Raw genomic sequence first — 26,623 nt, forward strand, 5'->3', positions numbered from 1 at the left:
CATACTATGTGAAAGTTATAGTAGTGAGATATGGAGAAATTGGAATAAAAAGCACAAACGTGCGAAAGAAAATGGAAAATGTACTGATAAGCAACCTACTTTATTCTGCTAAATATCATAATTGTGGAGAAACAAAAGTAGTAAAAGAACAAGGAAGAATATTTCTTTATGGTAATACTGATTGTCTTAAAGTATCATCACCTAAGGTCTTTGGAGTTAAAAGCATAAGTGAAGCAGAAGAAATATCTTTTACGTCAATTAATGAAATAGTTGATTATGCAGAGAAAATATGGAAAGACAAAATAGGAGGCAAGAGTTTTGCTATAAGAGTAAGGAGAATTGGAAATCATAATTTTACATCAATAGATGTAGAATCAAGAATAGGAGAAAAATTATATCAATACGGAAAGATAAATTTGAAAAATCCTGATCTAACTTTTTATATCGAAATAAGGCAAAATAAGGCCTTCTTCTTCGATAAAATTATAGAAGGACCAGGAGGATTACCTATAGGCGTGGAAGGAAGAGGTCTTGCTTTAGTTTCAGGCGGGATAGATTCTCCAGTAGCAGCATGGATGATAATGAAGAGAGGAGTAGCACTAGATATATTACATTGCGACATCTCTGGTCCATTAGCTTTATCTTCTATCTCCTTAATTTTCGAAAAAATTAAAGAATGGTCATTAGGATATACACCAAAAGTTTACATCATAGATTGTGGAAAACTAATTTATACAATAATGAAAAAAATTGATAGAAGATTTTGGAGCATAGCATTTAAAAGAGGATTATATTTACTAGCTAACGAAATAGCCCAAAAATATGGTTATAAAGCAATAGTAACTGGAGAATCATTAGGACAAGTATCTTCGCAAACACTTTCTGTTCTAAGTTCGCTAGAATATAAGATAGATACCTTATTTTTGAGACCTTTAATAGGATTTGATAAAGATGAAATAACAAAATTAGCCCAAAAAATTGGTACTTTTGATCTATCAACTAAAGTTCCAGAGTACTGTGCATTATTTTCTCATAAGCCTAGAACTAAAGCTTCAATTAAAGATATAGAATATATTGATAAGGAATTAGATGGAATTATACAAGAGATTTTGTCCCAAAATGAAACAATTAAAACTGAAAATGTTTTTATAGATAAGATACCAGAAAATGCAATAGTAATAGATTTAAGAAATGAAAATGACTATAAAAAATCTCATATTCCGAACTCAATTAGAATTGACCCTAAAGATGTCTTTGAATATATTATAAAAACTAGAGATAAAAATTCTACTTATGTCTTATACTGTTATAATGGAGTAATGAGTGGAGATTTGGCATATAGACTAAGAAAAATGGGATATAATGCTTATGCATTCTTAAATAAGACTATTGTAAAAGCTTAACCATATACGGACCCTCTTTATAATATCCTCTTTTTCTATAATATTCTCTAACGCCTATACCAGATAGTACTGCAATTTTTTTAGCATCAAATTCTTCTTTTGATATTCTTTCTGCCTCCTCTAATAATTTTGAACCATAACCTTTATGTTGAAATGCTTTCTCGTTCTTTTCACCTATAGGAACTTCTTCTCCATAAACGTGTAATTCTCTAACTATAGTAGTTTTTTCATCTATTTCTTTCCTATGAGAATTAGATGGTTTCCTTAATCTTAGATAGCCTATAATTAAATTATTTTCTGACTCAAAGGATATGAAGGTTTCTGTACCTCCACTTGCTTCATATTCTACTTTTTGAAGCCTTATATTTGAGGGAGATTCTCTCCTATGAATCCATGCAATTCCTACTTCTCTATATCTAATCTCATTTATTTGAATGCCTTTCTCTACTGCTCTCTTTTCAGCAAGTTCCCTCAAATTACCTTTCCTATTACCAGCTAATATTATAGTGGCTGGAATATCTCTTTGTATTCTCATTATTCTTACCCATTTAGGAATGTATCTATAAGCCTCTGAAATTATATCAATTAATGTATCTGTATCATACGGAGTATACATTCCTTTTTTCCATATTTCCGCTAAAGGTGCTGTCTCAACTACTAAAGTAGGATATATCTTTAGCATGTCTGGCATATAGTCTGGATTAGAAAATATTTCTCTAATTGTATTTAAATCCTTATCTGGGTCAGAATAAGGTAAACCAAGCATTATATGATATACAATTTTAAATCCAGAATTTTTCAATATACGTGTAGCTTCGATAGAATCTTTAACTGTATGCCCTCTATTAGTTTTTTTCAATATATCGTCATATATTGTTTGAACTCCCAACTCTACTTTTGTTGTACCAAGCTTAAGCATTTGATCTGCATGCCATTCTTTAGCCCAATCTGGTTTAGTTTCTATCGTAATTCCAACGCATCTAATTTCTGCTGTTTCATTTCTAAGCTGTGCATCTTCTAGATAAACAAAGTTATTACTTTTATCTCCAGGAAAATTATTCATTGCTTCTAATGCATTTGTTACGAACCAATCTTGATAGTCAATTGAAGTAGAAAGAAATGTCCCACCCATTATTATTAATTCTACCTTATCTGGAATATGACCATTTATCATATACTGATTGAGTCTAGATTTAACTTGGTAGTATGGATGATAATTATTCTCTATTGCTCTCATAAGTGTTGGTTCTTTGCCATAATAACTTTGTGGAGTACCATAATCTACACCTCCTGGACAAAAAATACATTTTCCATGAGGACATCTATGAGGGTGAGTCATTACTGATACTGGAGCAACTCCAGAAATTGTTCTTACAGGTTTTTTTAACATTTAAATAGATTCTAAAAATGCATAAATATAACCTTAACCTATCTTCATTTTAAGATTTAAATATAATATAAAAAATAAAAATCCACTTATCTTAATTAATAGTTAAGTTTATAATATTTCTTCTTCCAGCTTTGTTTTTTAGGTTTAGTTGGTAATTTTTGCATTGAATCTTTTAACATTTCATACTCTTTTATTCTACTAACTGCTTCTTTTGGATCTTCAACTCCTTTTAATATCTCAGCTAAGCCTTTTTCTCCTATGTAATTTAACCATGCTACTACATGACCTTCTTTTAGATGATATTTTATTGCTTCTTGATCTAAATGTTCAATTCCTTCTTGTAATTCCTTTACGTTATGTGCTACTCCTATCGTCTTATTATAAGATTTAAAATAGAATGGCTCCATTTAATTGTTATAATTAATTTGATAATGCTTTTAAGTATTTTTGCTACTACTAGATCTTAATGCTATATACTCTAATTCCTTACCCTTTGTCTCTGGAATAAGGAAAAGCGTAACTAAGCTGGAAATTAATGCTATAGCAGAATATATACCAATCATTAATGGAAATCCATAATCAGACAAAAGCAATGGAAATGCAGTACTAGCTAAAGCCGCTGATAATCTATCTATACTTACGCTAATTGCTTGACCTGTTCCTCTAACCTTAGTAGGTACTAGTTCTGGAGTTACCATTGCAGAACCTATTATTGATGCAGGACCTATAGCAGAAAACAAATAATTCAAAAGATAAAATGAAAATCCTAACATTGCTGCAATTCCAGTTAACGCTTCTGAAGCATCAATAGGATTCTTTGGTACAGAAAAATGTAAACCAAACACTGAAGGATAACTTAGCAATACAAAGTACATAAAAAGCCAAAAAGCTACTCCTGCATATCCAACAACTATTAATGGCTTTCTACCTATTTTGTCTATTAAGAATAAACAGACTAATTGCCCTGGTATACCTGCTGCAAATTGAGCTACATAAGTAAACTCTATAGGTGATATTCCTAAATTGCCAGCTACTGCTATTGGTCCATATACAGAAAAAGTTGATGAATAAATATCATATAATAACCAAAGAATTGAAGCTACAACTATTAGAAACGCAGAAGATTTCAATCTTTGCTTAAATGGTAAGTTATCCCTATTTATTGTCAATTTTTTTCCTATTTCTTTTTCTATTCCTCGTATATCTTGTTCTTTAGGCTTTATTCTACTTACGTAAAGCATTGTTTCATATATTTTTCTTCTTAGGAGTATTACTGAGAAAGCTGGAATTGCACCAGCTCCTAATACTATCCTCCAAATTAAAGCAGAACTTAAACCAAATACTATAGTTAACTGTTCTGCAAACGCAGCTGCTACTGCGCCAAGCCCCCACATAAGAGCAAATGTTATAACCATTAATTTCCCCCTATTTTTAGCGTTAGCATTCTCCGCTACTATTATCGGAGATAAAACATAATCTGCTCCAATTCCTGCTCCTAGAAGCAATCTAAATAGGAATAGTTCTGGTATATTTTGGACAAACGCTTGACCTAATGCCCCAATACTCATCATTAGAGCATCGATCCCATACATAGCTTTTCTTCCAATTCTGTCAGCTAATACTCCGAAAATTAGTGCTGTAATAGCTGCGCCATAATAAGACGAAGCTATAATTAATCCTAAACTCAAATTAGAAAAATGAAAAGATGAAGAAATAAAGTAGTAAGTTAAAGATATTGAATATAAGTTATATCCATCAGTAAATACTCCCATTCCAGATACTATGACATTCTTCCAAGTTAGTCGTGACATATTTATAAGTAAATACTAAATGTTAATAAATTTGAGTATCTACTAACAGTATATCACAGGATATTATTATTTATCCAGTTTTGAATAATTTCGTATATTTCTTTTTCTTTACTTTTAGGTGGAGAATGCTTCATGTCAATAATTTTTAGTTCGCACTTACCTCCATATTTAATTATTTCGTTGCATAAATTGATGCTTTGCTCTTTTTCAACCATTTCGTCTTTACTTCCATGTAATAATAGCACGTTATTTAATTTTCTAGCATATGTAATAGCAGAATATTCTTTTAATTCATCATCAGAAATTTTTAGTAAATCTTGATAATTCTTATATTGAATTGTACCTTCAGGAAATTTTGAAAGATATTGTTTTTGTCTTAGCCTATCAGCTGGAGCACTTACTGCAATTGCACAGGTTCCCTTTATTGCTGCAGCAATAAGAGCAATAACTCCACCTCTAGAATGTCCTGCAATACAATCAAAATCAAAACTTAAAGCCTTCTCTATTCCTTCCTTAACTTCCATATCAAAATCTGGAACTTGCACATCTCCATATTTCCTTAATGGGTTTGCTAGCCATTCTACTTTTCCTGGTGATGAACCTTTACCATGTATTACTAAAGATTTCATGAAATACGACCTTAACAGATTTCATGTGTAGCGTATTGCTTGGAACTTATTTTGTGTAGAGCCGAAAGTATCACTAAATTTGAATATAGTATATAAACCTGCATTTCTTACTAAGTATACTGCATTTATGAAATCATTAGGCGTCAAATCTTCAGCTAAAAGCATTCTAGAAATCTGAATAGCTTGTGGTATTTCTCCTTCTAAAGGCATAAAAGCAAAGTCAACTCCCATTTTAAGTAGATCATATTTTAATTCTGTTAGAAACTTTTTTCTATCTTCTTGTTTCATTCCTCTCAAACCGTCTTGATGAGCTTGATGTATTCCTATTCCCATTACAACTAGATATATATTTTGATTTGGTGGCCTTACTATCTCTAATGCTGGTCCAGCATTTTGTGGAGGAATAGCAACTATATGAAATGGTTCCCTAGCTTGTGGAGGAGTATTTGTAGTTAATCCTAACTCTTTTACCCATTCAAGAATTTTATTATCATTTGATTTGCTATTCATAAAAATAGTATGCGTGACCTATATATTATATTTTAGGGAATTTGAATTTCATAAAATATTTAAAAATCTTCTATAGATCTTGTTCTATGACTAGAGAAACTGATATCTTCATCTACAAGAGAGTTTGAAGATATGCAAATCTGGAGAAACTTTATATTAAGCATATAGGTAAAAACTTTCATGCGAAAATATTGGATGCTATTATTAATTTTCGTTATTTTTTCTGTTTATATTAAAATTGTAGGAGAACCAAATGTTATTCTCAATGCATATTTCTTCAAATTAATTAATTATAATCAAATATCTGCTTTAAATCCTATTATGGTATTTTTTACTAAATATGGAAGAGAATACGTATGGATTCCATTAACTGCTATTCTCCTTATATTTAAACAGACTAGAAAGGTAGCTATTACTTTAGCAGCGTCATTTATAGTAGCAATAATACTAGGTGAAGCAGCTAAATATATAATGGCTGAACCTAGGCCATTCTATTTTATTCATCCTGATTATCTTCTAATTCCTAAACCTACTGACTATAGTTATCCTTCTGGTCACGCACTAATAGTATCTGATGGCGCAATAGTACTGAGTCTGACTACTTATAAGTGGTTATGGATTGTTATGATGATTGAAGCTATTATAGTATCTTACTCTAGGGTTTATGTTGGAGTTCACTGGCCTGCAGATATTCTAGGTGGATGGTTACTGGGAGCGTGGATAGCATTTTTTACAGTAGATATGGAAAAGAGAGGAGTTTTATCTAGAGTTGAAAGGTTTTTTAGAGCCTAAATACATAACATTGTTTGGAAAAATAGATTTAACTCTAAATAAACTACATTTTTCAGTTTTAAATCCATTTAATTCACAATATTTTCTTAGTTCCCAAGAAGAATAAAATCTATAAAACCTCTGTAAATCTTTACCGTTAAGTTTAGTTTTCAAATAAACTTTTTTTCTAAATAGAAATTTTGGTTGTCTCCCCCAAACTGTAATAAATATCTTTCCATTAACTTTCAGCACTCTATTAGCTTCTTTTAATGCTAAATCTGGATCAGATAAGTGATGAAGTGACGCTATATAGAGCAGGTATCCAAAGCTAAAATTTCTAAAAGGTAAATATTCCATATCGGCTTGAACTAAGTATTCGCATCCTTTTTTCTTAGCAATTTCTAGCTGTCTAACTGCTATATCTAGACATATGGTAAAACTTTTTATTACACTACAGTTCTGTCCTGATCCACAACCTATATCTCCTACAGGAAATTCAGTAATATTAATATTGAGTGGCCTTCGTCTATAAACTATATTTTCATATGCTTCTTTAGTTAATTTTTTTTCTAAAAAATTGTTAGCCATTTTAATCATAAATTAAATATGAGAGTTATATTATTTTTACTGATATAGTTTTTTTACCTTCGACTCTAATTTTGTCTCCTTTAGATATTTTTACAGGACCTATAAATGCTCCTAATGCTACATATCCTTCCATAAAACTCTTAACTACTTCTGATGGAGTATAGGAAGGAGCGCCTGCTGAAATAAATTTTTCATTAATAAATAACTTAAAAGATCCGTAAGGTGGTTCAATTTCTTTTCCTACGTATAGTCTTCCAGCAAAGGCATCATCAGCAATAACGTAATGCGGTGGTAAATCCCATTTATTAAACCTAGTAGCAGGAATTTCAAGTCCAATATATGTTCTTTCTATTTTACCATTTTTTACTAAAGCGATAATTTCTACTTCTAATTTATTTATTTTAAACCATAATTCAATATCGCTGAACGTTATCATAGGCTTTGTTAATACTCCCACTGCACCATTTTTTGTTATTTTATACCCCCCTAATCCTTCGTAATCTATTAACATTTTAGAAAATTCTTGCCCTACTTTTTGTGCTTCTTCTTCAGATAAAGGAAACGGATCTATCTCTTTTCTAGATTTATAAGCCTCAAACAATTGAGTTGCTTTATCCATATATAAAAAATTAAAAGGCAAATTATTAAAAGTCACCACATAGACTAATTTATGGTAATTAGTTGTACTAGAGATTGTTATGATACTTGTATATTCGATGAAAGTTATAAACCATTAAAAATTTTCCCCATAAATGGATTTACTTGTTCCAGAGGTATAGCTGATTTAAAAAGAAATAGTATTAATAGAATTTCTTCTGCTTATTACAATGGAAAAGAAATAAGTATCAATGAAGGAATTCAATTGTTAGCCAAGAAAATACGCGAAGCAAAACCAGAAGAAATACTTCACATAGATTATGATGGAAACCAAGGTTTACTTACTTGGTATTATCCTGCTAGAATCTGGAATTTTTTAGGATCTGCTAGTACTGACTATTCAATTTGTAGTAGTGAGGGACATGCTGCAATAAAGTCTCATTATGGTAATAGTATAGGAGCCTTACCAGAAGATTTTGAGAAATTTTCAGCAGCAGTTTTTTGGGGAAGCGAAGCTTCAATAAGTTTCATACATGGATGGAGAATACTAAAGGATAAATATAAAATTACTATAGATGTAAGAAAAAGTGAAACAGCAAAAAAGAGCGAAAAATATTTCATTGTAAAGCCTGGTTCTGATGCATACCTAGCTATAGGTATAATGAAATTTCTTATTTGGAAGGAATACATACAAAATGACGAACTAAAGAATAAAGTCAAAGCCTTTGATATGGATACAATTATTAAAGCAACTGGATTAAAGGAAGAAGAAATAGAGGAATTAGCTGACCTTTATTACTATTATAAACCTCTAACAATTATAGGCTTCGCGTTGGGTAGAAGTATAAATGGAGGATATTCGATAGGCTTAATTTCAATAATTCCAAAACTTCTAGGAATAGAAAAAGGATTCTTCTATGCAAATAGTCAAGGATTAGGAATAGATTTTGATTATTTAAGAGGATTACATAAGTACAAACCAAGAAAGATCATAGGCATGGGAGAAGTTGGAGACAGAATAAATGAATTTAAGATAATTTTTGTATGGAATTCGAATCCTATACACTCCTTACCTGGGAGCAATAAGATAATAGAAGCAGTAAATGATGGAAGAATATTTCTAGTAGTCCACGATCCTTTTTGGTCTGAAACAGCAAAAATAGCTAACTTGGTTTTTCCAGCACCTACTTTCTTAGAAAAGAATGATATAGTATACAGCTATTGGCATAATTATCTTATATATAATGAACCAATAATTCGTAACAATAATGCAATAACAGAAGTAGAGCTTATGCAAAGGCTAGCTAATAGTCTAGAATTGAATGACCCTTTATTATTTGAGGAACCAATGAAAGCTGTAAATTTCGCTTTAAGAAATACAAATGTAAATATTTCTGATTTACTTTCCAGAAAGATTGTAAAAATAGAACCAAAATATTCTAATACTTTTTCCTTAGATCCATTTCCTACTCCGACAGATTTAGAATTTCCTAATGGAGAATTTATGATATATTCTGCTCATCCAAACTATACTAATAGTCAATTTAAAGAAATTTATGGAAATAAGATTCCAGTTGTATATAATTCGAAATTAGATGGAGAAGGAGCAATAGAATCTGAAATTGGAAAGGTTAAAGTGATTTTTAAAAAGTCTTCAGATATTCCTGATGGAATTTATTTTCTGTTCAAATCCAACCTATTCGATTTGCAAAATATGCCAATAAACTCTATTATAAAACCTAGTAAAGGAAAATTCGGTGGTACGCCTAACTTAAATATCAAAATAAAATCGGCTAGTAGATTGCTTTATTAACTTTACTAAGATTGCTTATACTGAATTTCATTTGATAAAAACAAAAGACAGCAAATGGATGATTTCTCCATTACTATTCAATATCTCCTTAGGTCCATTATCAACTTTAATCACTCTAGAGATATTAAATTTAGGAGGAAATTCTCTTGATGTAGCCTATGCTATAACAGTATCTAATGTTATGTTAATTCCAGCGTCAATATTCTGGGGAATGTTATCAGATAGAATGGACATAAGAAAAATAATTTTGGCTGGATTTCTAGCATCATTTATGTTATTATTTGCAGCATTCTTCATTAGTAGTATTCCATTACTTATTTCTGACTATGGTGCTTTGACTTTCTTTTCTACATCTTACACAACTCCAATGAATTTACTAGTTATGGAAAGTAGTGAAAAAACTAAATGGGCATCAAATTTCTCAAAACTATCTATGTTTTCGTCAATAGGTACGCTGATAGGATTGATTATTTCAACGTTTTTAGTTCTCTTTATAAGAATATATGTGCTTTATCTTATTTTGTCAATAATTGCATTTTCAGCATTTTTTGTAGCATATAAATATACACCAAGAGCGTTTATAGGAATTGAAAGAAAATCAATCGTTCACAGTAAAGAATCATTTCTAACTAGACTTAAGATGCTTCCATTAATCTTTCTGCATATACCTAATATTCATAGTTTTAAGATGTTTAGATTATCTAGGTTAACTAAAAAACCAATAAATTATTTGCCATTGCTATATTTAGCTATATTTATTTTTTATATCTCAAGTGGATTATTTAATACATTATACCCGGCAAGTTTATACGAAAAAGGATTAGACAAGTCTATTGTACTTGGAATAATAACAGAAGGAATGCTTGTCCAAATATTGACATTCCATGGAATAGGCAAATATTTAGAAAGTAGAGATGAAAAAGAGGTAAGTTTTAGAGCGTTATTACTTAGAGGTTCAGGATATATTCTAATGGGTATATCACTAATTTTTAGTGCATTTATTACTGAATTATTTGGATTTATATTTTATCCTTTATCAGCTGGACTAGCTTATTCCGCTTACTATTCGTCATCTAATACATTAATATTTAAAGCAGTAGGAGGAAGAAGACAAGGAACTACTTTAGGAGTTTACAGCACATTAGTAGGAATAGCTATGTTTATTGGATCTTTAGCTTCAGGATATATAAGTAGCATAAGTTTTACTGTAAATTTTGCAATAGCAGGGATATTATTATTTATATCCGCATTTATCTTTAAATATATAGAAGAAGGATAAAAAATTATAATCTAAATGATACTACAGCTTTTTTCTTTTCTGCCTTCCAATCTACATTAACAGGAGGCAATCCTTGCTTGTTCCTCAAATAATTATATGCAGATAATGCTGCCTTTACACCATCAGCTGCGGCAATAATTGCTTGCTTATATGGCACTTGAGTAATATCACCTGCTGCAAATACTCCTTCCATTGAAGTTCTAGCCAAATCGTCAACTATAATTTCTCCATTCTGATTTAGCCTAATTAGACCTTTTAAGAAGTTTGTATTTAAAATATATCCCATCTCTATAATTACTCCTTCTATCTCAAGTTCTTTTATTTCTCCAGTTTTTAGATTTTTTATTACGATTGAGTTAATTTTTGAGTTACCTCTTATTTCTACTACGCTATATCCTAACATTGTAACAATATTTTTATTTGAAGTTACTGCTTTAACTAGTTCTGGTTCTCCAACAAGTTGAGGAGTCTTAGAAATATAATATGCTGGTTTTGCGTATCTACCTAGAAGTTCTATTGCTTCTAAACCTGGTTCTCCTTCTCCTACTACAGCCGCTGGCACATCTTTAAAAAACGCAGCATCACAAATCGCACAATACGATACTCCTTTACCTTTTAATTCTTTTTCACCTGGTACATTTAGTTCTCTTGGAGATTTACCAAAAGCAAGAATTACAGTCTTAGCTTTATACTCTTTATTTAATCCCTTTAGAATAAATATATCTCCTTCTTTTCTTAATCCTGAAATTTCTTCGCCATAAATAAATTTAGCTCCAAATTTCTTAGCTTGAGATTCTACTTTTGTAACTAATCCTAATCCCGTATCTGCTGAAATTACTGGATAGTTCTCTACTAACTGAGTAAGATTTAATTGGCCTCCTAAATCTTTTGAAACTACTAACGTGTTCATTCTTTGTCTAGCTGTGTATAATGCTGCACTTACTCCTGCTATTCCTGCTCCTACAATTATAACATCATATAATTCGTCTTGCATAGTCACTTTTTTATCTATATAAGTAAAAAATCTTTCTACATTATTTAGTTATAAAGAGATAAAATAGTATTTATTATGACTATAGTAATTCCGATTTTTGTAGTCTTATTCTATTTAACTTTATAAACAATGTAAGTTATCAGTTCTAGAAACGTTAATAAGTAAGGAATTATAAAATAATAGAATAAAGGACTAATGCCTAACCTAAAATTGATCATATAATATTCTTACATAGGTAGATAAATTGATGACATTAATTATTTTTATAAATCATCATAAAATTCTTGTTCCTAGACTATCTTTTATTTTTTCAAAGTTTTCCTTAGAAGTTATAATTACAGTAACAAAAAACTCTTCTCCATGCTTATATATTTCGTCTAACACTTTATCTATTATTTTTGATTTTTCTGCACAAGAAGTTTCTTTTATACCTACTAAGTAATATTCTTCGTCTTCTCCTTTGAACAAGTAAACTTCTTTGCTATCTATAATTTCTTTTAACTTAGAGTATCCAGCTTTTATAGCTTCCATAAATATTTAATGTTATTTAACGTTTTTATAATCAACTTAATAACAGAAAATATAACTTATAAAATAAGCAGATTAATAAAATTTTCTTTTGTTGTAAATATAACAAAATATAGTATAAGATCACATTTACGAAACTTGACATAAGACTTCTTGGTAAATAAATGGAAAATTATAATAGTTACAAAAAGATACTTAGAATAATTTTATTGAATAAAATTTCTATCTCATAAAAATACGTCTAACTTAATAAAGAGCAAGTTATAGAACTGGAAAACTTAAGATGATTACTCTCTAACTACCTAAGTTAATAGTTTCTGTATAGGATTCATTAAGTTTGTAAATTATTCAAAACTTCTAACCTCTTCTCTAAATAGTAGAACTAATTTGCTCAAATACGAGTGTTTAAATGAACATTTCTAGTTGTATAAATCGTTAGATATAAAAATGCAATACTCTTCTAGGTTTATTGTAGGAGTGCGCCCACAGTTGTCAGTTATAAATTTTATGTAACATAGAATTATTTGTATTAAGATTAACGTGGATTCAAGTTTATGAGAACCTTGTTGACTTCTAAAACATTATAAATACCTATACAACGCTATGAATAAACTCAACGGATAATGATTAATAGTTTGCGTATCGCAGTATACAATAATGGAAAAGAAGCTGATTACTATTGTTCATCATAATCTTTCCTACAAAAGCGGGGAGGGAAAAGTAGTTTTTACTGCAATAGATGTTATTAAAGACCATAAAATAGATTTTACTATAGCTACTTTTTCTAAACCAGAGAACGAATATGGATTACCTATAAAATATTTCCTTCCTTTTCATTTTTCTAAGTTTGATAGGTATCAAAGAATCTTTGTCTATTTTGTTGCATCTAAAATTTATTCCAGAATATATCTAAATTTAGCTGGTTCTCCTATCCCTTTATCTAAGAAAGGAATACACATAATTTATACTGGTTCATCACCATTTAGCGTAACTAAATATTCTAGATCATTATTCTGGAAAGTCTACAGAATGCCATATAAGCTCTTTTTAGGTCTTATGAAAGATGAGTATAAGAGGGCTAAAATTATAGCTAATTCTTACTATTCTGCTAAAGTATTGGCTGATCAATATGGAATTCAGCCCAAAGTCATATATCCTCCAGTAGAATACGAAAAATTTAACAAAGCTTTTCATGAGAATAATGATGGTTATATACTTACTATAGCTAGAATTGAGAGAGGTAAATTCCTAGAACGGGTAATAGAAGTATCATCTAAAACTAAATTACCTGCTGTGATAGTAGGTTATCTTAATGATAAAAAATATTTAATAGAATTGGAAAAAATAGCTAAACAGAAAAATGCAAAGATTTTGATACTAACAAATAAAACTGAGGATGAACTCATAGAGATAATGTCAAAAGCTTGTTGTTATTTTCATCCAACTGAAGGAGAGCATTTTGGAATACCAGTAGTAGAAGCTATGAGTGCTGGATTAGTGCCAATAGTTCCTAGAGAGAGCGGAGCATCTGAATTAGTGCCAGAATTTTCTTATACTACAATTGATGAAGCATCACAGAAAATCTTAGAAATTAAAAATATTCCTTTATCAAAAAGAAAGGAACTATCAGAAAAGAGCAAATTTTTCTCTACGGAGAGATTTAAGAGGGAATTATGGGAATATATATCAAATTTTCTTAATTAGTTTAATTCTATATTTACATTCTATAAATCCAGTTTTTGCAAACGATTTTTTGCTAGTTGATTTGCATTATAAATATTTTAAAATTAGTTATCTTTTAAGGAAAAGTATAAATTAAGTTCCTCTATTATATAGACTGGAGTTCATGTTATTGAATTGCAATTAGAATACAATGTATTAAAATTTTCTCATTTTATATTATAATGGTTATATGACATACAAACTAACATAGCATTATTATTTGAAACGTCTGAGTTGTGCTCACAATTTCACTTGAGGATAATTATAAATTTTTATTGATAGATATTACTGCTAGATGCTTATTTCAGTAGTTATTATCGCTCATGATAGAAAAAAATATTTAAACGACGCCATAACCTCAGTGTTAAATCAATCATTAAGGAGAAATTATTATGAGATTGTATTAGTTAAAAATTTTTATGATGATAAGATTGATAAAATATGTAAAGAAAATGGAATAAAAGAAGTATTTGTATCAGAAAGAGCTGTAGGTTATAAGGCTTCAAAGGGTGTTGAGAATTCTTCAGGTGATGTTATTTGTTTTCTAGATGATGATGATATGTTCACAGAAGATAAACTTTCTATAATATATGAGGAATTTAGTAAAGATCAAGAATTAGTATATATACATAATAATATTAATAAAATTGATGATGATGGAAAAATACTGAAAAATCAGCATGAATCAACTATCGTTAGAAATAAAATATTTATTACAGAAAAAACAATGAATTCAGCAAAATTAGCTTTTAGAAACTTTGCTGAATTTAATAGTAGCTCAATATGCATAAAGAAAAATATACTTGATACAAAAGTTCTAGGAAAGTTGTATAGGTCAGTTGATTACTTCTATCTAATTTCAGCTATGTATAAATTAGGTAAAATTCAAATAGATTTTAGACCGTTAACGCTGTATAGAGTTCATCATAGTGCAATGCATTTTACTGATTTAGATCTTGCATGTAAGTATTATTCTGAGACAACAGAAGCTAAGAAGTTAATAGCAGAATACGTAAAAAATGATAGAATATTACATAAAATAGTAAATTATGACGTGTACACGTTTGGCTTATTGTCAAATATTTTATGTAAGAAAAAACTAAGTATTTTAACTACTCTTAAAATTTTAAATGCCCCTATCTATCCTTTAAAATTTAGGCTAAAAATATTCTTAGCTTCTATTATGTATAAGGTATTTCCAGATTATACAAGGAAGCTGTATATGTCTGAATATCAAAAAAGGTGGAATATTTGAGATTTTCAATTATTATAACTGCTTATAATAGGAAAAAATATGTATTACAAGCTATCAAATCAGTTCCAAAGGAAGCAGAAATTGTTTTAGTAAATAATTTTAGTTATACAAATTTAGATGAAAATAATAATATCAAAGTAATAAATCTAGATAATAATATCAGAAATATAGGAGAATTTATGGCCAAAGGTGTTGAGAATTCTTCAGGTGATGTTATTTGTTTTCTAGATGATGATGATATGTTCACAGAAGATAAACTTTCTATAATATCTAAATATTTTAGTAATAACGATATCGTAATGACATATAATTCTAGGATATTGATAGACGAAAAAGGAAATATAATAGGTGAAGAAGTTCTCCCTACAAAAACTATTAAGCCAGATTTATATGGAACAAAATATCTTTTTTTAAATAGAATTTTTTTCAATAGTAGTTCAATGTGTATAAGAAGAGATCTATTAGAGGATAAAGTAGTAATTATGCCCAAAATAATAAGACTAATGGATAATTTTATTCTTTTATCTGCAATAGAATCGCAAGGGTATATTCAAATTTTATCTGATAAGCTTACATATTATAGAGTACATCCTAGTTCATCAAGGCCTATATATGATAATTATCATAAATTTCTAGAAGATAGGAAAAAGTATTTTGAGGATGCTATAGAAGATAATGATAATATGCTCAGAATTTTTTCTAGAGAAGAAACTAGATATGCAATAGAGTGTAGTAAAAAAATGGCATTTATTCAAAAGAAATTTTTTAGCATAGAAAGGAATACAACTATAATTAATTGTAAAATTTTCAATTTTAAAACACTTATGTTTATAAATATATTGTCACTAATAAGTATTTTATTTCCATCTCTTCCATCAAAAATATACTTTAGGAAATATAGGAATGCACACTAACATAGTTTGTATCATAACGAACACATGAAAAGATATAAATATTATATAATGATAATTTCAAAAATATCATGAAAAGATTTCTCACTTTCTTTAATACATGTATTAATTTGTCCTTAATCCGTAAGAGAGAAATAAAAATAGATCTACTAATATTAACTTGTAATAGCAATAAACGTATAATTAAGATAAGGAGAAATATATAATACACTTGAAAACTATTTAAATTGAATTATAGTATGATATAGTTTAGTCTTTAACTAGTGTCTTCATACTCTACTGGATCTTTGAGACCGTTTATCTTAAATGCAGTTTTTCTCATATAGCATGGACCGCATTTTCCGCAATGTTTTTCTCCTCCTTCGTAACAGCTCCAGGTTAAATGAAGTGGTGCTCCTATTTCTATACCTAATTTTACTATTTCATGCTTAACAAGATTTCCAATAGGCATTAAAACTTCGACCTTCTTATTTGGACCAGTAGCATATGGAGATAACTGAGAAAACATTCTGACAAATTCCATTTCATTGTCTGGATATGCTCCTGCTTCTTCTAAATTTATTCCAGAAGCTATCGCATCAAATCCTTTACTCTCTGCTATAGCTAATGCTACTGTAAAAAATATAGCGTTTCTAGCTGGCACCCATTCATGAGCAAATTCTGCGCCTTCTTCTCCTTTCCTATCTTTTACTATTTCTCCTCCATTTTTTAGTAATGTAGTTCCGCCTATGATCTTAAATAAATCCGTATTAACTTCCATTAATGGAACGTTTAGATATTCTGAGATTTTTCTAATGGCTTCTCTTTCTTTCTCTTCTGCTTTATGATGATAATTGAAATGGAGTAATGTTACGTCATAACCATCTCTAATTAGTTTAGTTGCTACAACTGTAGAATCTAATCCTCCACTTGCAATAACTAATGCTTTCCTGTTATTTTTGGATAGTAAAGGATATTCATTATATTGCAGATCTTTCGTTATTTCTACTACTGAATATGGGTTGATTTTCCTTACATTAGCAGTATCGAATGGTTTTACGTCAAAATATGTATCTAAGGATGTAAAGAATATTGCTTTTAGTGAATACTCATACATCATGTAAATTGGTTTAAAATTCTGGGCTAAAATTATTCTATTAGGATTTTTCTTATCTCCTATAATAAAAGCAAAACTTCCTTTTACTTCTTCTAGAACTCTAGGCAAATTTTCTGCTTTTCCGTCCCATCTTTTGTCAAGGAAGTTTGGAATTACTGATGAATCTACTTTTGTTAATCTCTTTATTCCGTATTTTTTCTCTATTTCTATGTCATTTGCTATAATTCCATTATGAGTTACAATATATCTTTCTCCTTCAAAAGGCTGTATATCTTTCTCTTCCTTTTTATTTACATATTCTGTAGTTGGTTCTGCTCTATTGTTTGCTATTGCGATTGAAGTATTTTCGTCAAAAAGATCGTGCAGTTTTTCTTCATTTTCTGATGGCTTTCCAATCGATTTTATCGATCTAGTAGAACCATCCTTATTAATTATAATTATTCCAAAACTATCTCTTCCTCTGTCTTCTGCATTCTTTAAGATCTGTATAAACTTTCTTTCAATTTCATCTTTTTTGTTATTATCTAATATTAGAACTCCACTAACACTGCACATGTGGATTCCTCTAATTAAGTGAGTAAATTATATAAAATTTATTTTATTTTAATTTCTCTTTTCTATATTCTAAAGTTAATTTAAAATAGCCATTAGGTAAATCTTCTCCATCAATTATTGAATAACCGTATTTTCCTACTATTTCTGGAGATGATTCTAGGACACTAGATGATATTATTACCTCAATTTTTTCCTTTCCTAAATTTTCTTGAATAAAATTCCTCAAATCTCCTTTATTTTCTAAGATATTAACCATATTTTTTAGTTATGAAGCTGAGTTATTAAAAGTATGGAAGTTCTAGAGAAACTTGAGGAAGGATTAAAATTATTCTCTGCTGAGATCGTTCATGTTCGTACTGAATCTGAACTTGAACCAGAAATGGGAGACTATGTGAAAGATCTGAATATTCATAATAAATTAAAAGAAGCTTTATTAGGAATTGGTATTTCTAGGTTATATAAATATCAAGAAGAATCTTTAAAAGTAATAGAAAATGGAAAAAATGTTCTCATCATTTCAGGCACAGGAACAGGTAAAACTGAAGCGTTTCTAATTCCGATTCTAGATTTAACACTTAAAAATCATGATAAAAGTACAATAATTTATCCGACTAAAGCTCTAGCTAGAGATCAACTAGAAAGAGTAGAGAGACTAACAAAAAACTTACCCATAAGCGTAGGAATATTAGATGGAGATACTCCTAAAACGGAAAGAGATAGACTATACGCTAATCCTCCAGATATTCTAATAACTAATCCTGATATGATACATGTAGGTTTGCCTTTAAGTCCTAATATCAGAAAACTAATTAGATCTTCTGATCACTTTGTTTTCGATGAAATTCATGTCTACGAGGGAGTATTAGGTTCGCACATAAGAATGATAAGTGATAGGCTTAAGGAATTTTCTAACGATATTCATGTTATAGCTTCTAGTGCTACCATTGGAGCTACCCCTTTTATGTTTAATGAATTATTTGATGAGCCAGGAGATATAATTGAAGGTACAAAAAGAAGGAAAGGAATGGGAATTCATATCTTAGTAAATTCAAAAGGCGTTAGTAGATGGACTCTTGCAGCATATACTGCAGCTCTTTTAATAAAAATGGGAATGAAAGTATTAGTTTTTACTGATTCCCAACAGATGGCTGAAGTTACTGCAAAGATAGGGGATAGGTTTGGCGTCAATTTAGCAGTACATAGAGCCGGATTATTACCTTCTGAAAGGATTAAAATTGAAGAAGATTTAAAGAAAGGCAGAACAATGGGTGTAGTAGCTACTCCTACATTGGAGTTAGGAATCGATATTGGAGACCTTGATGCTGTTATAATGGCGGAAAATCCTCCAAGTTTTCCAAAGTATCTACAAAGAGCTGGAAGAGCGGGAAGGAAAAATAATATAGGTTATATTATAACTATTCTTGGAGAAGATCCTATTGATTCGTATTTTGTTAGAAAGCCTGAAGAGTTTTTCTCTCGTAAACTAAATCCGTTACCTTTTGATACTAGTAATTTGGAGGTAATTAAAATTCATGCTGCTTCCTATTTGCTAGAGAAAAAAATGATCAAAATAGACCATTTACCTCCATTATGGATAAAAGCTCTAAAAATTCTAGAAAATGAAGGAAAATTGAGTATAGTCAATGGTGTTGCTTATGCTACAAGAGAGACTAAAAGATATGTAGCTAGCACCTCATTAAGAAGTACTGGACCAATTATAAGAATTTACGATAAGGATAAAAAGAAAATAGGAGAAAGAGAATTACCAATAGCATTATATGACCTTTATCCAAATGCAGTTTATCTAGTTTCAAAAAGAACTTATATAGTTGATGAAATAGATCTCAATACTTTTACTGCTAAAGTTGAAAAAGTAGATAAAGAATTACCATATTATACTAAGCCACTTTATGATGTGGAATTATTAGATTTCAAAGAATATGAAAATAGAAATGTATATGGATTACCAGTAAAATATGGAGAAGTGGAAGTTAAAGTTTCAGTTCACGGATTTGTAATCCATGATTTTTATTCTAAAAAAGAAGATAAAGGAAAAGATTATGAATATAAAATACCGTTAACGTATTCTTATAAGACTAAAGGATTAATAATAAAGCATCCAATTCTTCAAGATTTTTCATTAATTGATGGAATGGAAGCGTATCACGCTACTGAGCATGTACTTATTTCTGCAGGAAGAGTTACAGCAGGAGCTTCGCTAACTGATTTATCAGGCATAAGCTATCCTAGTGGACATGTTGTGATTTATGATTCTATTGTAGGTGGAAGCGGAGTTTCAAAACTCCTTTATGATAGACTAGAAGATGCTTACGAAGTAGCACTAGACATAGTAGGTAAATGCGATTGTGAAGATGGATGTCCAAAATGCGTTTATAGTCCATATTGTGGTAATAATAATAGAATGTTATCAAGAAGAAAATCCTTTAGATTAATATCTGAAGTAATAAAAGGAGAGAACAAAATTGACGATACTAAAGTATGGGGAGATAGTGTTAGCTAGTATTTTATACATAACTGATGAATACTGAATGAACTCCTCTTTATAAAGAGGAAAATTCAGATTATATAATTTATATAGAAAATATTATAAGCTTTAGCATCTTTGTGCTTAGTAAACATAAAGTATAAATATAGAATATTTTAGTTACTGAAATATGGGATTACTGGAAGACTTCTTTTCTACTTTAACTAATTATAATGTTAAGAAAGTTATTACAGTAAAATCTGAGGATGACGTAAAAAATAACTTTGTAAATAGTGCTCCAATTTACGATTTCTTTAGAGCAAGTAAAGTCCAAGGTGAAACAATTCTAGATTTTACTTCTCTTAAAGGAGTTGATGACTTAGGTAATTCAATTAGAGTATTAGCTGGCACTAGTTGGAAAGATGTAATTAAGTATAATCCAGAAATTTATTTACCATTTGATTTTTCAGTAGGAGGAAGTATATATTTTAACGAAAGTGGTTTTGGTTTTAATGAATTTGGTGATTTTTCATCAAGAGTAGAAGTTGATGCTTATCTCAATGGAGAGAAATATACTGGAAAATATAAGGGAGGAATAATATATTCAGTATATATAAAGAAAGAAAATAAACCTTTCAAAATTATGAAAATTTCAGGAGACTCAAAGTTCGTAATATCTAGAACTAAGAGTTTGCTAAGTAATTCCCCGTTGCCTTTTAGAGATATATCTATTGTAAAAAATGAAGATAAAACTTCGTTAGTTGTATCATATCCAGAAATAAGAGAAATCCTAGTAAAACGTTACTTACAAGGATTTAGCACAGGAGATCAAATCTTTTTTACAGCAAAAAAGTATAAATATATATACATTGGAAAAACTAAATTAGATTCACTAAACTCAGACGAATTAGAAAAAGCTAATTATGCATACATATCGCTAAGAAATAATGATGCGTTCTACGTTATTCTTAGCGATATTGAATTAAGAGTTGAAAGCGTTTTTCCTCATCTTAATTTTAACGGATGCATAGCATGTGGTAATTGCGTTGAAGTCTGCCCTCATTCAAGTCAAAACAATTCATTAATGTTTTCTCCTATTGGTTTTTATGTATTATCAAATAAAAGCGAAGAAAATATAGTTGCTAACTGTCATATGTGCGAATTATGTGAAGAAGTATGCGTAGCAGATTTAAATATAGTAAATGCTTTAAAAAACAAAGCTAAATTAAAGTCTGTTTCGCCTAGTCTAAATATTAACATTCCTCAAAGTAAATCGATAGTAATAACTGCTATTTCAGAATCTTTTATAAAAGAAATATTCGAGCTAATTAAGTTTTTATCTCTTAAAGGACTAAAGCTTGGAATAATAACTATAGATGAACCATTAGATAAATTAATTAAAGGAGATATAGATAAGGAAAAAATGAAAAAAATACTGGAAGGAGTAGATGAAATTATAACACTTACGCCTGAAGAATCTTATTATCTTCAGATTTTAAAGTCAGTTAAAATTATTGAGATTACTTTTGCATATTACCTTTTAAACAATATTTTAAACGAATCAATAAAAAATATGAAAATACATTATCCTTGTTTTTACTCTGGAAGTAAATATTCTGGTTGTAGTTATGAGCTCCTTAATATTATAAATGGTGAAGGATATGGAAATGTATTACCTAAGGCTGATATTAGCCTTTGCCCACTAGCTAGTAAAAAATTAGGAATTAAAAGTTATGTAGATTTACTAGGAGTTAATATTGATACTACAATATCAGACAAAATATATAGTGAAGTATTAAAGAATCTAGATTCTCTCAATCAGATTATTGATGATCTATCATGGTATAAGGAAGTTAACCCAAATGTTTTTGACGAGGTTATAGTTAGGGCTATAATGTCTGCTTTAGAGGATAAGGAGTATTTCGATTTATTATTCTTTTATATGAACCTAAACAAGTACAGCTTTAATGAAGAAATAAAAAATAAGGTTACAAATATAGTTCAAGGACTATTATTTGGATCTGGCAATGAAGACAAGATGTGAAACCTCTGGAAGTATTAATTTTTCTAATGCTAATTTTACAGCATCTGGAGATCCAGGTAATATATAAATTACTTTATCATTTACAATTCCGGCTGTAGCTTTACTAAGATAAGCAGCGGACTTAACGGCTTCTTCTTGATAGCTTAAATAACGAAATACTTGACCAAATCCTTCTACTTCTCTATCTAAAATTCCTCTTATTACTTCAACTGTCATATCTGATTTCGAATATCCCGTACCTCCAGATGAAACTATAACATCGACTTCTGGATTATCTATAGCTGAGATAAAAGCTTTAAGAATTTTTATTTTATTATCAGAAACTAAATCGTACCCTATTAACTTATGACCAGAAGAAATTATTTTTTCTTTTATTAAATCCCCAGATTCATCAACTACTGGCTCTTTTTTTATAAGTTTCTCATATCTGGACGTACTTATCGTTATCACATAAAAATTTAGTACTTTTGGAGCAAGTTCTCTATGCGCTTTATGCCCACTCATACGTAATATGAGTTAATATGCTAAATAATTTTTACTTTTTCAGCTATATCTAAATCTAAATCGTCAAAATTTTCTCTACGCAAAATATAGCCCTTAACATATAATTTAGTCCCTAATGATAATTCGGTAAATCTAGTCCTAAAACTAGTAATAACTAATCCTTCTCTTGTTATATATTTTACAGGGATACTAAAATATTTTTTAGCCTCTACTATTTCTACAATGCCTTCAAATGAAGTAATAGATTTAACTGCAGTAAAATTCTCACACTGCACTATCTTAAAAGTATAAGGAATCCCCTTATATGTACCTTCAAGGAGGCGATTCTGTTTTAATTTTTTAAAATCATTGTAATCTAAAATTTCTAATTCGTTTCTATTTACCATGGTTAAGGGAGAAGTTAGTTTTTCTTCTCTCAATTTCTTCAGTACATCATAATTTTTTGGATTAAATGTTATAATATCTATATCATGGCCTTTTCCTTCATATAATAAACTACCCGTAATACCTACTTCAGAAAATAAGGAAAGAAAATCATTAATGTCCTTATTATTAGATCTAACTGAAAAAGGATCAAATATTTTACTTTCCTTTAGTGGAATTAGAGGCACTTCAAAGCCTATTTCTTTTACATAATGTAAAAGGAAAGGAAATTTTTCTTTTATTAACTTCATTCCTTCTGAAAATTTTTTTATCTTATAATCTCCTATTTTTCTAGGAATAGCAACTACATACCCTTCAGGATGTGTACAGCCTTTTACTGCCCATATTATATTCCTATATTCGATAAAATATCCTTCAGTAATCATCTAGAAAACTATTTATAGCATTTTTATTTATCGTTTATTTCGTTGAAGATCGCAATAATAGGTTCTGGAATAGCTGGAAGTTCACTATATCATTTATTTAAAAAAAGTAACGATGAGGTAATAGTAATAGATCCTAGAAAAAGAAGAATTTTCCCAAGCCTTATACACTCATTATTACTAGTTGATGACGATGTATTATTAGCTAAAAAAAGTTTAGAATTTTATAGAGAATTTAATATTCCTTTAAAAGAGTATCCATCATTTACAATTGGAAAGATTGATAAAAGATTATTAGACGAGTGGACAGAAGCTGGAGCAAGAATTGAAGAGAAATATATTAATTGGCTTAATACAGAAGGAATATATGCTGAAAATGGGGATAGATTAGTATACATTAATACAATGATAAATAATGTACCAATAATAAAAATGCCTGCTAAAATAACTGAAAAAGAAAATAAAGCAATAGTAACTGTAAATGGCAAAGAAATATCAGCTGACCTATTTATTTTATCGGCTGGACCATGGAATAATGAGTTATTTAACGTAAAAACAAAGAGTTATTATTGTTGGGCATCGTTAAGTATTACTGAACATGCAAAACTAGATAAAATGTTCATATACGATTATGAATTGAATTTCTATTCTAGACCATTTTTAGGATTAGGAATTAACACAGCAATTATTGGAGATGGAGCTATAATTGAAGCTAAACCAGGCACTAAGTTGAAAGTTGATCCCTACGAAGTTCTTAATAGAGCTAAAAAGAGATTAGGAAATGTCACTCCAATATATACTTCAGGCGAGTTCTGTGAAGGAACTCCAGATATGAGGCCTATGTATGGTAGAATTCTAGATAACTTATATTTCGTAGGTGGATTTAATGGTTATGGAGCCGAGGTTGGACCCGGTGTTGCTAAACTTTTATATGAATTTATAAAAAGTGGAAAAGAAAATAGGAAATATATGCTAGATAGATTCAAAAATGTTAAAGACTTCAGTCTTGGAAAAGAGCCTCATGAATTATGACTTATGTTAAAAATATTTTATTCAAAAATAAAAAAAATAGGGAAATAACTTGTTTATTTAATATACAAATACGTTTACTCTTCAAAAATCTTCATGTGTTCCTTTATTGAATCAAGACTATCATCTAAACGTAAATGTTTCATTTGTTTCTGTTCGCATTTTTCTCCTTCGCAATCATAAATTATCCAACCTCCCTTAAAAGTATCACCGCAATAATATTCCATAGCCCTCCATTTTTCAAATTGCACAAAGTATCTTATTAATTCCAAATTAAATGACGGAAAAGCTACATATTTTTTTAGCTTAAGGTAATACACTTTTAGTTTATTTAAATATGAAGGATCTAGTAGTACAGATGTAGGAAGAAAGAAGTCATTAACATCACTTACTTTTATTATTTCTATTTTATTATCTTTGTCTACATATACTGCTACGTTACTGTATTCTTCGAATATATCTTTTAAATCATACCAAGATGGAGCAGGAGAACCTATTAGAAAGCTTAACATAAACATAATTTATTATCTAGAATTGTTAAAGTTAAGCTAATGATGATGTGACGGTTTACTGAGGTTAATGAAGAGCGTTTCCCCAACCTGAGAGGTAGTTAAAAGTGAAAGTAGATACGTTTGTTAAAGATATCTCAAATTTAAAAAAGAAGATAGTTACATACTACGGTAATTCAGATCAGTTAGAAAATATTTATGAAAGATTAATAGAATTTCATAAATTAGGTCTAGTTAATATTAACCATTCATCTTTAGAATTAATAACAGCTTCATACTTAATAAAGGAAGGATTTAAAGTTCATGTAGAACACGAAATAGAGGGTAAGATAATAGATATATATAGTATAAAAGGTTTAGATATTGGAATTGAAGTAGAGACTGGATATGTTCCACCAAATTTTATTTCAAATCAGGAAGAATTTTTACGAAGCAGAATGGCCTTAAAAATATCTAGGTATAGTAATTTAGCCTCACAATTTTTTATTGCTGTTCCATCATATTACATTCCTCCAATTCCTTATCCTTTACTTAAACATCAAGAAGAAAGGAGTGAAAATGAAATAAGAGAACTACTCAGGCTAATAAGAAAATACCACAATAGTTTAGATATAACTTTATCATCAATAAAATCAGCCAAAATAGATGGAGTTATTATAATAAACACGCATGATCTAAAATTAAAGATATTTAACCATGAAATGTTTATGAAATTAGAAAAATTTTACAGTGACTAATAGGAAAACAAATGGAACAAATGGAACTAGAATATTATCATCTATCTTGCCTATTCTTTCTACAATAGTTGCTAAAATTCCGGATATTAGTCCATAAATAGACAATAGGAAATAGCCTAAAACTGTACATACAACTAACATTCCTAGAGAGCCCCATAATCCCTTTATCCTTTTTTTATACACATAATTCCTTATAATACCCGTAACTCCATCTCCAAATGCCATATAAAATAATGGCAATAACGCTATATACAAATATTTTATGCCAGGGTCCCAAAAGTTGGGCATAATTAACCAACTAAGAAGTAATATAGTTCCAAACGAAAAAGTAAAATACACTTCCCCTTGGTTTTCTGTGTCTTGAAACCAATTAAGCATCTTACCTTCTTTTCTATGAAAAATCAAGTAACCTGATAAAATATATGATAATATTATCGGTAAAAGAGGAGAAGAAAACAGATAAGGAGAAATAACTGCTACTACACCGCCTCCTAGCATATGGATAGATTTTCTAGCAACATATACAGTTGTCTTTTTTGCTATTATCTTAGATAAATATAAAGTAACAAACATTACCCAAAGAGTAAGTATTACACCCCATAATATGTCATTGATAGTTAATAGCACAGTCTTTAAGATATTGTAATACGTTAATAA

General features: G+C 29.4%; 26 protein-coding genes. 11 read left to right on the forward strand and 15 right to left on the reverse strand.

What is annotated here, in order from left to right; all coding sequences use genetic code 11:
• The first annotated feature begins 8 nt into the window (after positions 1 to 8).
• Complete coding sequence (gene thiI / locus B6F84_RS01925; RefSeq protein WP_148690657.1) at positions 9 to 1,403, forward strand: tRNA uracil 4-sulfurtransferase ThiI; 1,395 nt, start codon at positions 9 to 11, stop codon at positions 1,401 to 1,403.
• Here thiI and B6F84_RS01930 read toward each other — a convergent pair.
• The 5 genes from B6F84_RS01930 to B6F84_RS01950 form a co-directional block, all read right to left on the reverse strand.
• On the reverse strand, positions 1,387 to 2,793 hold the full coding sequence (locus B6F84_RS01930; protein ID WP_148690658.1) for a tRNA uridine(34) 5-carboxymethylaminomethyl modification radical SAM/GNAT enzyme Elp3: 1,407 nt from the start codon (positions 2,791 to 2,793) through the stop codon (positions 1,387 to 1,389). The two genes, thiI and B6F84_RS01930, sit on opposite strands and share 17 nt — an antisense overlap.
• 95 nt (positions 2,794 to 2,888) lie before the next feature.
• Positions 2,889 to 3,200: a hypothetical protein gene (locus B6F84_RS01935; protein ID WP_148690659.1), complete on the reverse strand. Its 312-nt coding sequence runs from the start codon at positions 3,198 to 3,200 to the stop codon at positions 2,889 to 2,891.
• Positions 3,201 to 3,230: 30 nt separating this feature from the next.
• On the reverse strand, positions 3,231 to 4,604 hold the full coding sequence (locus tag B6F84_RS01940) for an MFS transporter (protein ID WP_148690660.1): 1,374 nt from the start codon (positions 4,602 to 4,604) through the stop codon (positions 3,231 to 3,233).
• Between the two features lie 53 nt (positions 4,605 to 4,657).
• The gene (locus tag B6F84_RS01945) at positions 4,658 to 5,233 is read right to left on the reverse strand and encodes an alpha/beta hydrolase family protein (RefSeq protein WP_148690661.1); all 576 of its coding nucleotides are present in this window, start codon (positions 5,231 to 5,233) and stop codon (positions 4,658 to 4,660) included.
• 21 nt (positions 5,234 to 5,254) lie between these two features.
• Positions 5,255 to 5,743: a DUF2299 domain-containing protein gene (locus tag B6F84_RS01950; protein WP_148690662.1), complete on the reverse strand. Its 489-nt coding sequence runs from the start codon at positions 5,741 to 5,743 to the stop codon at positions 5,255 to 5,257.
• Between the two features lie 180 nt (positions 5,744 to 5,923).
• Between B6F84_RS01950 and sepP the strand changes: the two genes are divergently transcribed.
• Positions 5,924 to 6,535, forward strand: coding sequence for an undecaprenyl-diphosphatase SepP (sepP, locus tag B6F84_RS01955; RefSeq protein WP_148690663.1), 612 nt, complete (start codon positions 5,924 to 5,926; stop codon positions 6,533 to 6,535).
• On the opposite strand, the gene B6F84_RS01960 is transcribed toward sepP, so the two are convergent.
• Positions 6,503 to 7,102 (reverse strand): class I SAM-dependent methyltransferase, encoded by a 600-nt coding sequence (locus tag B6F84_RS01960; protein ID WP_148690664.1) that lies wholly within the window; start codon positions 7,100 to 7,102, stop codon positions 6,503 to 6,505. The two genes, sepP and B6F84_RS01960, sit on opposite strands and share 33 nt — an antisense overlap.
• A gap of 25 nt (positions 7,103 to 7,127) precedes the next feature.
• On the reverse strand, positions 7,128 to 7,721 hold the full coding sequence (locus B6F84_RS01965; RefSeq protein WP_148690665.1) for a 2-keto-4-pentenoate hydratase: 594 nt from the start codon (positions 7,719 to 7,721) through the stop codon (positions 7,128 to 7,130).
• 51 nt (positions 7,722 to 7,772) lie between these two features.
• Here B6F84_RS01965 and B6F84_RS01970 point away from each other — a divergent pair, with 51 nt between their 5' ends.
• Together B6F84_RS01970 and B6F84_RS01975 are read left to right on the forward strand one after the other, a co-directional pair.
• Positions 7,773 to 9,512, forward strand: coding sequence for a molybdopterin-dependent oxidoreductase (locus tag B6F84_RS01970; RefSeq protein WP_148690666.1), 1,740 nt, complete (start codon positions 7,773 to 7,775; stop codon positions 9,510 to 9,512).
• Positions 9,513 to 9,543: 31 nt separating this feature from the next.
• On the forward strand, positions 9,544 to 10,791 hold the full coding sequence (locus tag B6F84_RS01975; RefSeq protein WP_148690667.1) for an MFS transporter: 1,248 nt from the start codon (positions 9,544 to 9,546) through the stop codon (positions 10,789 to 10,791).
• Positions 10,792 to 10,795: 4 nt separating this feature from the next.
• Here the strand turns inward: B6F84_RS01975 and B6F84_RS01980 are convergent, their stop codons facing one another.
• Positions 10,796 to 11,785, reverse strand: a complete 990-nt coding sequence (locus B6F84_RS01980) for an NAD(P)/FAD-dependent oxidoreductase (RefSeq protein WP_148690668.1) — start codon at positions 11,783 to 11,785, stop codon at positions 10,796 to 10,798.
• A gap of 273 nt (positions 11,786 to 12,058) precedes the next feature.
• On the reverse strand, positions 12,059 to 12,316 hold the full coding sequence (locus tag B6F84_RS01985) for a hypothetical protein (protein ID WP_148690669.1): 258 nt from the start codon (positions 12,314 to 12,316) through the stop codon (positions 12,059 to 12,061).
• Positions 12,317 to 12,970: 654 nt separating this feature from the next.
• On the opposite strand from B6F84_RS01985, the gene B6F84_RS01990 reads away from it, so the two are divergent.
• The 3 genes from B6F84_RS01990 (at position 12,971) to B6F84_RS02000 (ending at position 16,204) form a co-directional block, all read left to right on the forward strand.
• Complete coding sequence (locus B6F84_RS01990; RefSeq protein ID WP_148690670.1) at positions 12,971 to 14,017, forward strand: glycosyltransferase family 4 protein; 1,047 nt, start codon at positions 12,971 to 12,973, stop codon at positions 14,015 to 14,017.
• A 313-nt stretch (positions 14,018 to 14,330) separates the two neighbouring features.
• Positions 14,331 to 15,290 carry a glycosyltransferase family 2 protein gene (locus B6F84_RS01995; RefSeq protein ID WP_148690671.1) on the forward strand — a complete coding sequence of 320 codons (960 nt, stop codon included), beginning with the start codon at positions 14,331 to 14,333 and terminating at the stop codon, positions 15,288 to 15,290.
• Positions 15,287 to 16,204 (forward strand): glycosyltransferase family 2 protein, encoded by a 918-nt coding sequence (locus tag B6F84_RS02000; protein WP_187152734.1) that lies wholly within the window; start codon positions 15,287 to 15,289, stop codon positions 16,202 to 16,204. The genes B6F84_RS01995 and B6F84_RS02000 overlap by 4 nt, the downstream gene beginning before the upstream one ends.
• A gap of 253 nt (positions 16,205 to 16,457) precedes the next feature.
• Here the strand turns inward: B6F84_RS02000 and queC are convergent, their stop codons facing one another.
• Positions 16,458 to 17,852, reverse strand: a complete 1,395-nt coding sequence (gene queC, locus B6F84_RS02005) for a 7-cyano-7-deazaguanine synthase QueC (RefSeq protein WP_148690673.1) — start codon at positions 17,850 to 17,852, stop codon at positions 16,458 to 16,460.
• A 43-nt stretch (positions 17,853 to 17,895) separates the two neighbouring features.
• Entirely contained in the window at positions 17,896 to 18,108 is a 213-nt protein-coding gene (locus B6F84_RS02010; protein WP_148690674.1) for a hypothetical protein, read from the reverse strand.
• A gap of 33 nt (positions 18,109 to 18,141) precedes the next feature.
• Between B6F84_RS02010 and B6F84_RS02015 the strand changes: the two genes are divergently transcribed.
• Together B6F84_RS02015 and B6F84_RS02020 are read left to right on the forward strand one after the other, a co-directional pair.
• Complete coding sequence (locus B6F84_RS02015; protein WP_148690675.1) at positions 18,142 to 20,373, forward strand: DEAD/DEAH box helicase; 2,232 nt, start codon at positions 18,142 to 18,144, stop codon at positions 20,371 to 20,373.
• A gap of 154 nt (positions 20,374 to 20,527) precedes the next feature.
• Entirely contained in the window at positions 20,528 to 22,381 is a 1,854-nt protein-coding gene (locus tag B6F84_RS02020) for a 4Fe-4S dicluster domain-containing protein (RefSeq protein ID WP_148690676.1), read from the forward strand.
• Here B6F84_RS02020 and B6F84_RS02025 read toward each other — a convergent pair.
• On the reverse strand, positions 22,349 to 22,885 hold the full coding sequence (locus B6F84_RS02025) for a MogA/MoaB family molybdenum cofactor biosynthesis protein (protein ID WP_148690677.1): 537 nt from the start codon (positions 22,883 to 22,885) through the stop codon (positions 22,349 to 22,351). The genes B6F84_RS02020 and B6F84_RS02025 overlap by 33 nt on opposite strands.
• A 20-nt stretch (positions 22,886 to 22,905) precedes the next feature.
• Positions 22,906 to 23,694 (reverse strand): hypothetical protein, encoded by a 789-nt coding sequence (locus B6F84_RS02030; protein WP_148690678.1) that lies wholly within the window; start codon positions 23,692 to 23,694, stop codon positions 22,906 to 22,908.
• Between the two features lie 42 nt (positions 23,695 to 23,736).
• Here B6F84_RS02030 and B6F84_RS02035 point away from each other — a divergent pair, with 42 nt between their 5' ends.
• Positions 23,737 to 24,723 (forward strand): FAD-dependent oxidoreductase, encoded by a 987-nt coding sequence (locus tag B6F84_RS02035; protein ID WP_148690679.1) that lies wholly within the window; start codon positions 23,737 to 23,739, stop codon positions 24,721 to 24,723.
• A 74-nt stretch (positions 24,724 to 24,797) separates the two neighbouring features.
• Here the strand turns inward: B6F84_RS02035 and B6F84_RS02040 are convergent, their stop codons facing one another.
• Complete coding sequence (locus B6F84_RS02040; RefSeq protein ID WP_148690680.1) at positions 24,798 to 25,232, reverse strand: hypothetical protein; 435 nt, start codon at positions 25,230 to 25,232, stop codon at positions 24,798 to 24,800.
• A gap of 104 nt (positions 25,233 to 25,336) precedes the next feature.
• On the opposite strand from B6F84_RS02040, the gene B6F84_RS02045 reads away from it, so the two are divergent.
• Positions 25,337 to 25,966: a hypothetical protein gene (locus B6F84_RS02045; protein ID WP_148690681.1), complete on the forward strand. Its 630-nt coding sequence runs from the start codon at positions 25,337 to 25,339 to the stop codon at positions 25,964 to 25,966.
• Here B6F84_RS02045 and B6F84_RS02050 read toward each other — a convergent pair.
• The gene (locus B6F84_RS02050; protein ID WP_148690682.1) at positions 25,943 to 26,593 is read right to left on the reverse strand and encodes a phosphatidate cytidylyltransferase; all 651 of its coding nucleotides are present in this window, start codon (positions 26,591 to 26,593) and stop codon (positions 25,943 to 25,945) included. The genes B6F84_RS02045 and B6F84_RS02050 overlap by 24 nt on opposite strands.
• Positions 26,594 to 26,623: the final 30 nt, after the last annotated feature.

This window comes from Acidianus manzaensis, assembly GCF_002116695.1.
Lineage (GTDB): Archaea > Thermoproteota > Thermoprotei_A > Sulfolobales > Sulfolobaceae > Acidianus > Acidianus manzaensis.

What these genes read in the sequence shown, in the direction of transcription:
- B6F84_RS01940 (WP_148690660.1), bottom strand. Translation starts at nt 4,604, where the DNA reads ATGTCACGACTAACTTGGAAGAATGTCATAGTATCTGGAATGGGAGTA.
- B6F84_RS02025 (WP_148690677.1), bottom strand. Translation starts at nt 22,885, where the DNA reads ATGAGTGGGCATAAAGCGCATAGAGAACTTGCTCCAAAAGTACTAAAT.
- sepP (WP_148690663.1), top strand. Translation starts at nt 5,924, where the DNA reads ATGCGAAAATATTGGATGCTATTATTAATTTTCGTTATTTTTTCTGTT.
- B6F84_RS02010 (WP_148690674.1), bottom strand. Translation starts at nt 18,108, where the DNA reads ATGGTTAATATCTTAGAAAATAAAGGAGATTTGAGGAATTTTATTCAA.
- B6F84_RS01980 (WP_148690668.1), bottom strand. Translation starts at nt 11,785, where the DNA reads ATGCAAGACGAATTATATGATGTTATAATTGTAGGAGCAGGAATAGCA.
- B6F84_RS01960 (WP_148690664.1), bottom strand. Translation starts at nt 7,102, where the DNA reads ATGGCTAACAATTTTTTAGAAAAAAAATTAACTAAAGAAGCATATGAA.
- B6F84_RS02015 (WP_148690675.1), top strand. Translation starts at nt 18,142, where the DNA reads ATGGAAGTTCTAGAGAAACTTGAGGAAGGATTAAAATTATTCTCTGCT.
- B6F84_RS01965 (WP_148690665.1), bottom strand. Translation starts at nt 7,721, where the DNA reads ATGGATAAAGCAACTCAATTGTTTGAGGCTTATAAATCTAGAAAAGAG.
- B6F84_RS02020 (WP_148690676.1), top strand. Translation starts at nt 20,528, where the DNA reads ATGGGATTACTGGAAGACTTCTTTTCTACTTTAACTAATTATAATGTT.
- B6F84_RS01985 (WP_148690669.1), bottom strand. Translation starts at nt 12,316, where the DNA reads ATGGAAGCTATAAAAGCTGGATACTCTAAGTTAAAAGAAATTATAGAT.
- queC (WP_148690673.1), bottom strand. Translation starts at nt 17,852, where the DNA reads ATGTGCAGTGTTAGTGGAGTTCTAATATTAGATAATAACAAAAAAGAT.
- B6F84_RS01945 (WP_148690661.1), bottom strand. Translation starts at nt 5,233, where the DNA reads ATGAAATCTTTAGTAATACATGGTAAAGGTTCATCACCAGGAAAAGTA.
- B6F84_RS01950 (WP_148690662.1), bottom strand. Translation starts at nt 5,743, where the DNA reads ATGAATAGCAAATCAAATGATAATAAAATTCTTGAATGGGTAAAAGAG.
- B6F84_RS01990 (WP_148690670.1), top strand. Translation starts at nt 12,971, where the DNA reads ATGGAAAAGAAGCTGATTACTATTGTTCATCATAATCTTTCCTACAAA.
- B6F84_RS02040 (WP_148690680.1), bottom strand. Translation starts at nt 25,232, where the DNA reads ATGTTAAGCTTTCTAATAGGTTCTCCTGCTCCATCTTGGTATGATTTA.
- B6F84_RS01970 (WP_148690666.1), top strand. Translation starts at nt 7,773, where the DNA reads ATGGTAATTAGTTGTACTAGAGATTGTTATGATACTTGTATATTCGAT.
- B6F84_RS01930 (WP_148690658.1), bottom strand. Translation starts at nt 2,793, where the DNA reads ATGTTAAAAAAACCTGTAAGAACAATTTCTGGAGTTGCTCCAGTATCA.
- B6F84_RS02030 (WP_148690678.1), bottom strand. Translation starts at nt 23,694, where the DNA reads ATGATTACTGAAGGATATTTTATCGAATATAGGAATATAATATGGGCA.
- B6F84_RS01935 (WP_148690659.1), bottom strand. Translation starts at nt 3,200, where the DNA reads ATGGAGCCATTCTATTTTAAATCTTATAATAAGACGATAGGAGTAGCA.
- B6F84_RS01995 (WP_148690671.1), top strand. Translation starts at nt 14,331, where the DNA reads ATGCTTATTTCAGTAGTTATTATCGCTCATGATAGAAAAAAATATTTA.